Consider the following 12,870-nt stretch of genomic DNA (forward strand, 5'->3'; position numbering starts at 1 on the left):
GAAATCGCTCAAGAAGCGCCCATGATGGCCGTTAAAGGAGATAAGGGTCGATGACATAACACGTAAGAAGAAGAACGGCTTGCACGGTTGCCGCGGCGAGACCGTTTCGTACGCAGGAGTCAAGTATGATCAAGGGCATATCTAGCCCGCTTAGCCTGTTGCAGGAATCCCTGCTGGGCGAAGCGGCAGGCGAAGTACTGTCGCTGGACCGGTTGACCGAAGAACTGATGATTGCCTGCCGCGAACTGGCGGCGCCGCTCCATCGCCTGAGTCTGGGGGATGCGCCTTCCGAGGATGTTCGAGCCAGGGCGCTATCGGCCAGCACCCTGGCCATGCGCATGAGCGAACCGATGCATGCCCTGCAGGCCTGGGCGCTGGCCGAAACGCCGTCCGGTGGCGTCACCTTGGCCCCCGAGACACTGGGTGATTTCTGGTACCTGGTCATGATGGCCCGCAGTCTGACCGAGACGCTGGAAACACCGCCGCCCGACCGGTTGCTGCATCTGCTGGGCCTGGTCGGCCTGCGACTCCGGCTCGAGAAACACGTGGGGCTGACTCCCGCGTTGCCGATCGTGGTCGGCGATGGCGAGCCGTATGGATTGAGCGTCACCGAGATCGCCGCACTGTGCGGACTCAAGCTGTCGACGGTGCGCAATGCGCTGTCGCGCCGCGAAATGCATTATCAGCGGGACAGCGGGGTGGGGCTCGACGAGGCCCTGGACTGGATGGTCCAGCGCAGCGGTTTCCTGTATCCCCACGTCAACGCCGCGACCCGGGACCGGCGCATCAACGGGCGCCTGGCGGCCGAGTGGCTGGCGGCGAGTGATGCGGTGGTCTACGAGCGTTCGATCAGTCGCCTGCGGTTGTCGATCTGGCGCTCGTCGACCACTGGACGACGCTTTGCCCTCAATACCGAAGGTGTGCGGAGCTGCGTCGTGCTGCTTCCCGAGACCCGGCTCGACGAACTCGGCGACATTCCACTGGACGGCTGGGAGGAACGCGGCCGGGACCCCTCGGCGACCATGCACCGCGAGGCGCTGGGCCTCGAGGAGGGGGCCGCGCTGCTGCAGTGCCAGATACCCACGACGGGAGCCTTGGCGGCGATCGTCGACTGTCTGGGCACGCCACGCCAAGAGGGGGAGGGCGGTGTGGCACGACAATCCGTGGGTCGCTGTCAGCCGGTCGGCTGAAACCGTGCCGCTCAGGCCGCCCGCGCTCGTGAGCGGCCCTGCCACGCCGAGTAGGAATACAGCGCCAGACCGATCCAGATCAGCACGAAGGTCGCCAGTTGCACAGGGTCCAGGGGTTCGTGGAAGACCAGCAGGGCGATGAAGAATTGCAGGGTCGGGTTGAGGTACATCAGGAATCCGATGGTCGCCAGACGCAGCCGCCGGGCGGCACCGGCGAAGGCCATCAGGGGGAGCGCGGTGATCACGCCACTGGCGATCAGCAGGTTGGTCGCGCGTGTATCGCCCTGAAGGAAATGCGATTGGTCGGCGACACTCAAACCGGCGAGGGCCAGCACGGCCAGGGGAAACAGCAGCAGCGTTTCCACGAAAAGCCCCGACAGGCCATCCAGCGGCACCTGCTTGCGTAGCAGCCCGTAGGTACCGAACGAGATCGCCAGCGTCAGCGTGATCCAGGGTAATTCGCCGAGCATCACCAACTGGCCGAGAATGGCCGCCGCCGCCAGCAATACCGCCACCCCCTGAAGCCGCGACATGCGCTCCTTGAGGATCAGCATGCCCAGTGCGACATTGACCAGCGGGGTCAGGAAGTAGCCGAGACTGGCCTGAAAGACGTGCCGGCTTTCCACGGCGTAGATGTAGATCCCCCAGTTGGCCCCGATGAGCACGGCACAGGCCAGCACCCGCCCCAGGCGGCGGGGGCGGGCCAGCGCGCCCCGCACCGGCCCCCAGCGCTTGAGCAACGTCACCAGTCCCGCCAGGAAGACGCAGGACCAGAGTACCCGGTGAATCAGCACTTCCCAGGCGGGTGTCGACTCGAAGAGCGCGAAGAACAGCGGGAAACAGCCCCACATGAGATAGGCACAGAGGCCGAAGGCGACGCCTCGGGAGGCTTCCTTGTCGGGTGGGGTGGCCGGGGTCATGGTTGTCCTGACACGTTGGTGAGTGAGGACGATCGTTGCGAATCGCCGCGCTGAAGCCGGCGCTAATGTTAGCATGGGTCACCTTGACCGGCTGCACGCAGGCGCGCACTTCATTACCCTGGAAGCAGGGCTTCGATCACATTTCTCGACCATTGAGGACACCCCATGAGCGAGCTGCGTATCTCACTGGTTCAACCGGACCTGCGCTGGGAGGATCCCGATGCCAACTGTCGCCTGCTCGACGAGCAGCTCGGCGGTCTGGACCGTACGACGACCGACCTGATCGTGCTGCCGGAGATGTTCGCCACCGGTTTCACCATGAATTCGCGGGAGATGGCCGAACCGATGGCAGACAGCCGCAGTGTCGCCTGGCTGCGCGCCCAGGCCCGGCAGCGGGGCTGCGTGGTGACCGGCAGCGTGGCGATCCAGGAAGACGGCGATTACTACAACCGGCTGGTCTGGGCGACCCCCGACGGCGACGTGATCCACTACGACAAGCGGCACCTGTTTCGCATGGCCGGCGAGCACGAACGCTACGCTATGGGCAACGACCGGGTCATCGTCGAGCTCAAGGGGTTCCGGATCCTGCTCACGGTCTGCTATGACCTGCGCTTTCCGGTCTGGCTTCGCCAGCAACCCCGCGGGGGAGAGCATTTCGAGTATGACGCCCTGCTATGCGTCGCCAACTGGCCGGCGCCACGGCGTCAACCCTGGCGGACCTTGCTGCAGGCGAGGGCCATCGAGAATCTGTGCTACGTCATCGGTGTCAATCGTGTCGGCCAGGACGCCAAGCAGATGGACTATGCCGGCGACTCGATGCTCGTCGATTTCAAGGGCGAGGCGCTGATCGATGAACCGCGCGATGAACCCTTCATTCGTACCGGCTCGATTTCCCACGAGACGCTTGCGCGCTTTCGCGACAAGTTTCCGGCGTGGATGGATGCCGACCGCTTCGAGGTAAACGCCTGATGCGCCTCGACAAGTTTCTCTGCGAATCGACCGACCTGACCCGCAGCAAGGCCAAGAAAGCCCTGCATCGTGGCGAGGTCACGGTAGACGGGCAGGTCGTCAAGGACGCCTCGTTCCATGTCGCTGACGACGACGAGGTGCACTGGCTCGAGGAACGCCTGGTGTCGTTCGGCCACCGCTACCTGATGATGCACAAGCCGGCCGGGGTCGAGTGCACGACGCAGTCAGGCCTTTACCCGACCGTGCTCGAGCTGATCGAGCTGCCCAAGGTGGAACGCCTGCATCCGGTCGGGCGCCTCGACGTGGATACCACCGGGCTGGTACTGCTCAGCGACGATGGCCAATGGTCGCACCGCGTCACCTCACCGCGTGCGGCCTGTGCCAAGGTGTATCTGGCCGACCTCGTCGATGCCTTCGACGAGCCAGCCCGGGAAAGGGCATCGCGGCAATTTGCCGAGGGCATCCAGCTCGATGGCGAGAAGAAACCGACGCAACCGGCGACACTGGAATGGCTGACGCCGACCGCGGTGCGCATCGTCATCACCGAAGGCAAGTATCATCAGGTCAAACGCATGATCGCCGCCGTGGGCAACCGGGTCGGCACCCTGCACCGTGAGTCGATCGGCCCGTTGTCGCTGGACGACGGGTTGGCGCCCGGCGAATGCCGGCATCTCACGCTGGACGAGATCGAAGCCTTTTGAAATCTATTATACCGTTATCTCCGATGATTCGATTATAGATAGCCGATCCACCTGTTTTCCTGAAAACTGCGAAATGCCAGGAAGATAGATATGCCAGAAACCCAAGAGACGGAGGCGCAGGGCGTCCGCATCCACGAGCGTCTGGTCCCCGTCCCCGCGTCGATCAGCGCCGCCGCACGGGGGATGCTGCAAGCCGCCGTACGCCACGATGGCACACCACTGAATGCGCTCTATCCGTCCCCCGCCCCGGAAGATCATGACGGCTGGAGACAAATGCAGGAAGCCGCCGACGCGCACTACGCGGAAGCGGTCAGGGGGCTCGCGGGCGAGCTGGAAGCCGAGATCGAGACTCAGTACATTGGCCCAGCAACCGTGCATATCGCGACGCCGCACGATCTTCGCCACGAAGACTGTGTCTGCATCGATTTCCACGGCGGCGCGCTGGTCTTTGGTGGTGGGGAAGCCTGCCGCCAAAGTGCGCGGATGCAGGCGGGCCGGCATGGCATGGTGTGCTTCGGTGTTGACTACCGGATGCCCCCGGATCATCCCTACCCGAACGCTCTGGACGATTGCATGGCAGTCTACAGGCATGCAATCGAAGCGTACGGTGCCGATCATGTCATCCTCTGCGGACGCTCGGCCGGCGGCAATCTCGCGATGGCCATGATCCTGCGGGCGCGGGACGAGGGACTGCCTCTGCCGGCCGCCGTTGTCCTTCTATCCCCGGAAATCGACTTGACGGAATCGGGTGACAGCTTCCAGACCAATCGGACCATCGATGTCGTGCTGCCGAATTCCTTGATGTCATGCAACCTGCTCTATGCGGGTGACGTGGATCTGACACATCCCTATGTTTCACCGCTGTTCGGTAAGATGACGGCCGACATGCCGCCAATGTTCCTGCAGAGCGGAACCCGTGACCTTTTTCTCTCCAATACGGTACGCCTTCACCGCAAGCTGCGACGGGCGAGCGTACCGGCAGAGCTACACGTCTTCGAGGCGATGCCGCATGGCGGGTTCGGAGGTACAGCCCCCGAGGATCTCGAACTTGTGCAGGAGATGACCCGTTTCATCACGGACAATCTGCCTCAACGCAAGGTGTAAAGCCAGCCTCTCCGTCATGCGCGATGTCTCCAATGCAGCGTTCAAGGCCCATACGCTCGATACGGGTATCCGGACCAAATGATTGACTGCAACATTCCGAGAGGGTCAAGAGGTGGATATGCAGGAAAGTTCCATCCACCATTTAATCCGTATACCCAGACTTAGGATAAGGAATGTCCGATGAAGACGAAAAAGCAACGTATCATCGAAACGCTGCTGGATCGGCATGGGCAGACGTTCGCCGAAGAGCTGGGGGCGAACATCCCGCGTAACACCCCGTCTCCGTTGTTTCGCGTATTGTGCCTGGCATTGTTGACCAGCGCCCCCGTCGGTGCCGCTCAGGCCATGCGGGCCTGCAGTGCGCTGGGTGAGGCGGGGCTGACCACGCCGCGCAAGATGGCCGACTCGAGCTGGCAGGAGCGAGTGACGATACTCAACGAACACGGCTATGCGCGCTATGACGAAAAGACGGCCAGCCAGCTCGCGGTGATGACCTACCACCTGCAGGAAAACTATCACGGCGACTTGCGTTATCTTCGCGAGGAAGCGGACGGCAACCGCGACAAGGCGCGCAAGCGACTCAAGACGTTCAAGGGCATCGGCAGTGTCGGTGCCGATATCTTCCTGCGCGAGGCGCAGGTCTGCTGGCCCGAGTTTCGTCCGTTCGCCGACAAGATGGCCCTCAAGTCGGCGGCACGTCTCGGGCTCGGCGACGATGTCGAGACGCTGTCGCAATGGGTCGAGCCGGAAACCTTTCCACGGCTGGTCGCCGCCCTGGTGCGTGCCCAGTTGAACAAGGATCACCCGACGATCGAGAAAGCGGCCGCCTGAATTCGGCCACGGGGGTCATCGTGCCGAGAGCAGCCCGGCGGCCCCGAGCAGGGCACGGGTGTAGTCGCTCGACGGCGCGTGCAGGACCTGCTCGCAATCCCCCTGTTCGACCACCTCGCCGTCCTTCATGACGAGCACCCGGTGGGCCATGGCACGGACCACGCTCAGGTCGTGGCTGATGAACAGGTAGCTCAAGCCATGCCGGGCCTGGAGATCGCGCAGCAAGACGACGAGCTGTTTCTGGACCGTGCGGTCCAGCGCCGAGGTGGGTTCGTCGAGTACCACCAGATCCGGTTCGAGGATGATCGCCCGCGCCACGGCGATGCGCTGTCGCTGGCCGCCGGAGAACTCATGGGGATAGCGCGACACGACGTCCTCGGGCAGACCGACTTCACGCAGGGTGGTGACGACCCGCTCTCGCACTTCGTCGTCGCCGAGATGCGGATGGTGGTAGCGCAGCCCTTCGCTGACGATGTCGAAGACCGGCATGCGCGGCGACAACGAACCGTAGGGGTCCTGGAAGACGATCTGGGCACGGCGGCGCTGCCGACGCAGGGCCTTGCCGCTCAACGCGTCGAGACGCGTCCCGTCCAGACGGATCTCGCCGCGCGCGGCGTTGAGCCGCAGCAGGCCCATCGCCAGGGTAGTCTTCCCGGACCCCGATTCGCCGACGATACCCAGCGTTTCGCCGCGTGCCAGATGCAGGTCCAATGGCTTCACGGCGACGAAATCCGGCGGGCGCTTGGCCAACAACCGCTTGGGTCGCGCAAAGGTCACGCCGACGCCACGCGCCTCGAGAAGTGTCGTTGCGGCGTGGCAGGGCGCCGGACGCCCGTCGGGTTCCGCTGCCAGCAGGGTGCGGGTGTAGTCACTCTCGGGCGCCTCGAAGACCCGCTGGACCGGGCCGGTTTCCTGCTCCCGACCGCGATAGAGCACGCAGACGCGGTCGGCGTGGCGCCGCACCAGATTGAGATCGTGGGTGATCAGCAGCATCGCCATGCCGTGGCGTGCCTGGAGATCGCGCAGCAGATGCAGGATCTCCTGCTGGACGGTGACGTCGAGGGCGGTGGTCGGCTCGTCGGCGATCAGCAGGCGCGGGCGATTGGCGATCGCCATGGCGATCATCACGCGCTGTCGCTGGCCGCCGGAAAGCTGATGCGGCCAGGCATCGAGCAGTTCCTCGGGGCGCGGCAGGCGGACCTGCTCGAGCAGCTCGCGAGCCTCACGGCGCGCCTCCCGCCCGCGCAAGCCACCGTGCAGTCGCAGCATCTCGCCGATCTGCTTGCCGACCGTGTGCAGCGGGTTCAACGAGGTCATCGGCTCCTGGAAGATGAAGCCCACCTGATTGCCGCGAAGGCGCTGCCACTCCCGGGCGTTCAGCGCTCCCAGGTCGCGGCCCGCCATGTGCCGGGTCCCGCCGATACGGGTATCGGCCGGCAGCAGGCCCATGGCCCCCAGCGCGCTCACCGACTTTCCGGAGCCCGATTCGCCGACCAGGGCCAGGGTTTCACCGGCGTCGACGCGCAACGACAGGCGCTCGACGACGGGCTCCCCGCCAAAGGCGATGGTGAGGTCCTGGAGCTCGAGGACGGTTTCAGCGTTCATCGACGCGCTCCCTCTCGGCGGCGGGGTCATGGGGCGGTGCCTCGCTCTGAGGTATCGGGGCCGGGGCCCGTTCGGCGTGTTCGATGTGTCTCGGATCGAAGGCGTCGCGCAGTCCCTCGCCGATGAAGACCAGCAACGACAACATCAGGCTGAGACTGACGAAGGCGGTGATCCCCAGCCACGGCGCCTGGAGGTTGTTCTTGCCCTGGGCCACCAGTTCGCCCAGCGAGGGTGATCCGGGCGGCAGGCCGAAACCCAGGAAGTCGAGCGCCGTCAGCGTGGTGATGGCCCCGGTAAACAGGAAGGGGATGAAGGTCAGGGTGGCGACCATGGCGTTGGGCAGCACGTGGCGCCACATGATCAGATGTGGCGGCAGGCCCATGGCACGTGCGGCACGCACATACTCGAGGTTGCGCGCGCGCAGGAATTCGGCGCGCACGATATCCACCAGCCCCAGCCACGAGAACAACAGCATGATCCCCAGCAGCCACCAGATGTTGGGTTCCACCAGACTGGCGAGGATGATCAACAGGAACAGCATCGGCAGCCCCGACCAGATTTCCGACAGCCGCTGGCCGATCAGGTCGACCTTGCCGCCGAAGTAGCCCTGGATGCCGCCGAAGAGCACGCCGAGGATCAGCGAGCCCACCGTCAGGGCCAGGGCGAAGAGCACCGACAGCCGAAAGCCGTAGATCACCCGGGCCAGCACGTCGCGCCCCTGGTCGTCGGTGCCCAGCCAGTGGCGCGCGTCGGGCGGCGAGGGCGCGGGGTGGTTGAGCTGCTGATCGAGGGTATCGAACGCGAAGGGGATCGGCGGCCAGAGCATCCAGCCGTGGGCCTCGATCTCCTCGGCGACGAAGGGGTCGCGGTAGTCCGCCGTGGTGGGCAGGAAACCGCCGAACTCGGTCTCCGGGTAATCGACCAGCAACGGGGCGTACCAGTGGCCCTGATAGTGCATCACCAGCGGTTTGTCGTTGGCGATCAGTTCGGCCCCCAGGCTCAGCGTGAACAGCGCGAGAAAGCACCAGAACGAGATCCAGGCGCGGCGGTTGCCTCGGAAAATGCGCAGCCGACGGCGGGTGATCGGCGACAATCGGGACTTGCGGGCAGGGGAAGTGGCCATCATGACTCCCGCGCCTCGAAATCGATGCGGGGATCGACCCACACATAGGTCAAGTCGGAGACCAGCTTGAGGATCAGGCCGATCAGGGTATAGAGATACAGGGTGCCGAAGATCACCGGGTAGTCGCGCTGCATCACCGCCTCGAAGCCCAGCAGGCCCAGGCCGTTGAGCGAGAAGATCACCTCGATCAGCAGCGAGCCGGTGAAAAAGATGCCCACCAGTGCCGACGGCAACCCGGCGATGATCAGCAGCATGGCATTGCGGAAGACATGCCCGTAGAGCACGCGCCGGTCGCTTGCGCCCTTGGCCCGGGCGGTCAACACGTACTGCTTGTGGATCTCGTCGAGAAAGCTGTTCTTGGTGAGCATCGTCAGGGTCGCGAAGCTGCCGATCGAGGCGGCGATCACCGGCAGGGTGATGTGCCACAGATAATCGGTCACCTTGCCCCACAGCGAGAGCTGATCGAAGTCCGGCGAGGTCAGCCCGCGCAACGGGAACAGGTCGAAGTAGCTACCCCCGGCGAACAGCACGATCAGCAGGATGGCGAACAGGAACCCGGGAATCGCGTAGCCGACGATCACCAGTCCCGAGGTCCAGACATCGAAGCGGGACCCATGGCGCAGCGCCTTGCGGATGCCCAGGGGGATCGAGATGAGATAGACCAGCAGCGTCGTCCATAGTCCCAGCGAGATCGACACCGGCAGCCGTTCGAGCATCAGATCGACGACCGGGCGGTCGCGGAAGAAGCTGTTGCCCAGGTCGAAGGTCGCGTAGTCCACGATCATGTCGAAAAAACGCTGATAGGCGGGCTCGTCGAAACCGAACTGCTTCTCGAGCTGGGCGATGAATCGCGGGTCGACACCGCGTGCGCCCCGCGATTCCTGACCGCTGCCGACCGAATCGCCGCCCCCGCCCTCGAGACGGGTGCTGGCGTTGCTGTCCAGGCCCTGATAGCGGGCGATGATCTGGTCGATCGGCCCGCCGGGGGCCGCCTGGACGATGATGAAGTTGAGCAGCATGATCCCCAGCAGGGTGGGGATCATCAGCAGCACTCGTCTGAGGACATACGCAGCCACCGCGGCTTATTCCCCGTGCTGGCGATTGTCGATGGTCTTCGCCCGCTGCGGGTCGACCCACCAGGCGTCGAGATCGGGGGTGTAGCGGGGAGGCGGCTGCGGACGGCCGAACTTGTCCCAGACGGCGATCCGCGTCTTGTCGAGATGCCACTGGGGGATCACGTAGAAGCCCCAGCGCAGCACGCGATCCAGGGCCTGGGCCGCGGTGTTCAGCGACTGCCGCGAGTCGGCGCGGATCAGGTCATCGACCAGGGCGTCGATCACCGGGTCCTCGAGGCCGATCAGGTTGCGGCTCTGCGGCTTGTCGGCGTACTCGGAGGTCCAGTACTCGCGTTGCTCGTTGCCCGGGTTGGACGACTGCGGAAAGCTGCCGACGATCATGTCGTAATCGAAGCTGCGCAGCCGATTCAGGTACTGGTTGACGTCGACGGTGCGGATGCGGCCGTCGATGCCGATTCTCGCCAGGTTCTTGAGCAGCGGCTGGACGATGCGTTCGAACTGGGTGTCGTGGAGCAGGACCTCCAGCGTGAAGGGCTGGCCGGTCTTGCGGTCGACGAGCTGCCCGTTCTGGATCTCGTAACCGGCATCGCGCAGCAGTCCGAGTGCCTTGCGCAGGCGCGGACGCAGGTCCGCGGGCTCGTCGATCGGCAGCGGCGCGTCGAAGACCGACTCGGGCAACTGGTCGCGGTAGGGCTCGAGCAGCTCGAGCTCGCCCGGCCCCGGCTCGCCGCTGGCGGCCATCGGTGAGTTCTCGAAATAGCTGTGGGTGCGCTGGTAGGCGCCATAGAACAGGTTGTCGTTGAGCCAGGGAAAGTAGAACGCCAGGCTGAGCGCCTCGCGAACCCGCACGTCCTTGAACTTGTCGCGACGCAGGTTCATCACGTAGCCCTGCATGCCCGCCGGTTGGCCGTCGGGAATCATCAGCTTGTCGACGAAGCCCTGGTTGGCGGCGGGGAAATCGTAGGCCGTCGCCCAGTTGCGCGCGCTCGACTCGATACGCATGTCGAGGTTGCCGGCCTTGAAGGCTTCCAGGGCGACGCTCTGGTCGCGATAGTAGTCGAAGATCAGCTTGTCGATGTTGTGGCGCCCGCGATTGACCGGCAGGTCCTTGCCCCAGTAGTCGTCGACACGCTGGTAGACGATCCGCCGCCCCGGTTCGATCCGGGCGACCCGGTAGGGGCCGGAGCCCAGCGGCGCGTCGAGCGTCGGCCGGGTGAAGTCGCGGTCTTGCCAGTAATGCTTGGGCAGCACCGGCAACTGGCCGAGGATCAGCGGCAATTCCCGGGAATTGTGCTCGGCGAAGTCGAAGCGCACGGTGTCGGCGTCCACGGTCTGGACCGACGTCACGTCGGCATAGTAGGACGCATAGAAGGGCGAGCCCTCGTCGCGCAGCAGACGAAAGCTGAACGCCACGTCCTCGGCAGTGACCGGTGTGCCATCGTGGAAGCGAGCCTTGGGGTTGATGTCGAATTCGATCCAGCGACGCTGCGGATCGAGACGCACCCCCGACGCGAGCAGGCCGTACATGGAGAAGGGCTCGTCGGGGTTGCTGACCATCAGCGTGTCGTAGACCTCGGTCAACCCGCTGGCGGGGGTGCCCTTGACGATGAACGGGTTGGTGGAATCGAAGCTGCCGTAAGCGGCTCGGGCCAGCGTACCACCCTTCGGTGCCTTGGGATCGACGTAGGGAAAGTGGGCGAAGTCGTCGCCCAGTTCCGGGCGGTCGTAGAGTGACAGCCCCGACACGGTGGGTACCTCGCCGGGATCGGCAGCCAGCGCCAGGGGTGAGGCGACCAGCGCCGAGGCGGTCAACAACGCGGCGAGGGCGTTACGTAGCATCGAGGACGTCCTTTTGGGCACAGTTCGAAACGAATCCGCTGCCGCGTGCCCGGGCAACGGCGCGGCGGCATCGCTGAGCAGCGCCCGGCCGAGGGGCCAGGGCGCCGCATTCTTCCAAGACTGCCGGCCATGATGCGAGTTCCTTCAACGGCAATCAACGCAATCGCGGCCGGCCGTCATTGGTTCGCGAACAGGGTCAATTCCTGGCCGGGTCGTAGATACTGGTCGCTGTCGAGTTCGTTCCAGCGGGCGAGGTCCGCGACGCTCACGTCATGCTTCGCGGCAATCCGGCTCAGACTGTCGCCGGGTCGGACCTGGACCACCAGGGTGTCGCCGGCGGTATCCGGGCCCGGCGGGCCCAGCGGTACGCGAAGCACCTGGCCGACGCGGATGATGTTGCCACGGATGCCGTTTTCGCGGCGCAGCGCGCTGAGCGGGATCCCGTGTCGCGCGGCAATCGCCGATAGGGTGTCGCCGGGCTCGACCCGATAGCGATCGACACGCGCCATGGCCTTGTCGGGCCGGGAGGCCAGTGCCGCGACCAGCGCGTTGCGGGCCTTGGTGGGTACCAGCAACGCCGGCGAGCGCCGCGGCAGGGTGGCACTCTGCAGCAGGCCCGGATTCAGGGCCCGCAGCTTGCTCTTGCTGACGCCGGCCAAGCGAGCCGCCTGGGCCAGATCGATCTGCCCGGGGACCTCGACCCTGGCGAACGCCGGACGGTCGGGAATGTCGGGCAGCACGACCCCGTAACGCTCGGGGTCGGCGATGATCTCCGAGAGTGCCAGCAGCTTGGGAACGTAGTTCATGGTCTGCCGGGGCAGGGACAGGCTCCAGTAGTCGCCGCTGCCGCCCTGCGAGATGGCCCGGCGCATCGCCCGGTTCACGGTGCCGGCGCCGGCGTTGTAGGCGGCCAGGGCCAGCTCGAGATCGCCGTCGTACCACTGGTCGGCCTGCTGCTGCAGATAGTCGAGCGCCGCCCGGGTCGAGGCGATCACATCCACGCGGCCGTCGTACCAGCCGTCACGGCGCAGCCCCAGCGCATCGCCGGTACCGGGCATCAGCTGCCACAGGCCGGTGGCACCGCCGGGATTCTTGGCCGTCGGCCGAAAGGCGCTCTCGATGAACGGCAGCAGGGCGATCTCGGCGGGCATGCCGCGACGCTCGACCTCCTGAGTGATCCAGTAGAGCCAGGGGCGTGCCCGCTCGGCGATGCGCGCCACCCCGAGCGGGTGGCGGCGATAGTAGTCGAGCCAGTGCTCGACCCGCGGTTCCCCGGTGTCGACCTGCCACTGGAACCCCGATCGCAACTGCGCCCAGAGGCTGGCCTCGGTGGGGCCCTGCAGTTGCAGGGCGTCCCAGAAGGTATCGGGGGCGGCATCCGGCTGGGCCTGCACCGCCCCACCGAGCGTGGAAAGCGTCAATAGCAACCCGCCCGCCAGGTACCTGGCCCGGCGGCGGTTCGATCGATCTGTCATATCGTTTGGGCCTCGTGGGCGCGTCGGTTGGCGTCCA

General features: G+C 65.4%; 11 protein-coding genes. 5 read left to right on the forward strand and 6 right to left on the reverse strand.

What is annotated here, in order from left to right:
• Positions 1-125: 125 nt before the first annotated feature.
• A complete protein-coding gene (locus KGR00_RS08885) occupies positions 126-1,190 on the forward strand; it encodes a hypothetical protein (RefSeq protein WP_224417087.1) in 1,065 nt (354 codons plus the stop codon).
• Between the two features lie 11 nt (positions 1,191-1,201).
• Here the strand turns inward: KGR00_RS08885 and rarD are convergent, their stop codons facing one another.
• Complete coding sequence (rarD, locus tag KGR00_RS08890) at positions 1,202-2,110, reverse strand: EamA family transporter RarD (RefSeq protein WP_224417086.1); 909 nt, start codon at positions 2,108-2,110, stop codon at positions 1,202-1,204.
• 165 nt (positions 2,111-2,275) lie between these two features.
• Between rarD and KGR00_RS08895 the strand changes: the two genes are divergently transcribed.
• The 4 genes from KGR00_RS08895 to KGR00_RS08910 all read left to right on the forward strand — a co-directional run bounded on the left by KGR00_RS08895 (position 2,276) and on the right by KGR00_RS08910 (position 5,715).
• Positions 2,276-3,079, forward strand: coding sequence for an amidohydrolase (locus KGR00_RS08895; RefSeq protein WP_224417085.1), 804 nt, complete (start codon positions 2,276-2,278; stop codon positions 3,077-3,079).
• The gene (locus tag KGR00_RS08900) at positions 3,079-3,780 is read left to right on the forward strand and encodes a pseudouridine synthase (protein ID WP_224417084.1); all 702 of its coding nucleotides are present in this window, start codon (positions 3,079-3,081) and stop codon (positions 3,778-3,780) included. Before KGR00_RS08895 ends, KGR00_RS08900 begins: the two co-directional genes overlap by 1 nt.
• Before the next feature lie 90 nt (positions 3,781-3,870).
• A complete protein-coding gene (locus KGR00_RS08905) occupies positions 3,871-4,884 on the forward strand; it encodes an alpha/beta hydrolase (RefSeq protein WP_224417083.1) in 1,014 nt (337 codons plus the stop codon).
• Positions 4,885-5,064: 180 nt separating this feature from the next.
• Positions 5,065-5,715, forward strand: coding sequence for a hypothetical protein (locus KGR00_RS08910; protein WP_224417082.1), 651 nt, complete (start codon positions 5,065-5,067; stop codon positions 5,713-5,715).
• A 15-nt stretch (positions 5,716-5,730) separates the two neighbouring features.
• Here KGR00_RS08910 and KGR00_RS08915 read toward each other — a convergent pair whose 3' ends face one another.
• From KGR00_RS08915 to KGR00_RS08935, 5 genes are all read right to left on the reverse strand, one after another.
• A complete protein-coding gene (locus KGR00_RS08915; protein ID WP_224417081.1) occupies positions 5,731-7,320 on the reverse strand; it encodes a dipeptide ABC transporter ATP-binding protein in 1,590 nt (529 codons plus the stop codon).
• Entirely contained in the window at positions 7,310-8,443 is a 1,134-nt protein-coding gene (locus tag KGR00_RS08920) for an ABC transporter permease (RefSeq protein WP_224417080.1), read from the reverse strand. The genes KGR00_RS08915 and KGR00_RS08920 overlap by 11 nt, the downstream gene beginning before the upstream one ends.
• The gene (locus tag KGR00_RS08925) at positions 8,443-9,519 is read right to left on the reverse strand and encodes a microcin C ABC transporter permease YejB (protein WP_224417079.1); all 1,077 of its coding nucleotides are present in this window, start codon (positions 9,517-9,519) and stop codon (positions 8,443-8,445) included. The genes KGR00_RS08920 and KGR00_RS08925 overlap by 1 nt, the downstream gene beginning before the upstream one ends.
• Before the next feature lie 6 nt (positions 9,520-9,525).
• Complete coding sequence (locus KGR00_RS08930; protein WP_224417078.1) at positions 9,526-11,358, reverse strand: extracellular solute-binding protein; 1,833 nt, start codon at positions 11,356-11,358, stop codon at positions 9,526-9,528.
• Positions 11,359-11,534: 176 nt separating this feature from the next.
• The gene (locus KGR00_RS08935) at positions 11,535-12,833 is read right to left on the reverse strand and encodes a LysM peptidoglycan-binding domain-containing protein (RefSeq protein WP_224417077.1); all 1,299 of its coding nucleotides are present in this window, start codon (positions 12,831-12,833) and stop codon (positions 11,535-11,537) included.
• Between the last annotated feature and the right edge of the window lie 37 nt (positions 12,834-12,870).

The organism is Modicisalibacter sp. MOD 31.J (genome assembly GCF_020147985.1).
Lineage (GTDB): Bacteria > Pseudomonadota > Gammaproteobacteria > Pseudomonadales > Halomonadaceae > Modicisalibacter > Modicisalibacter coralii.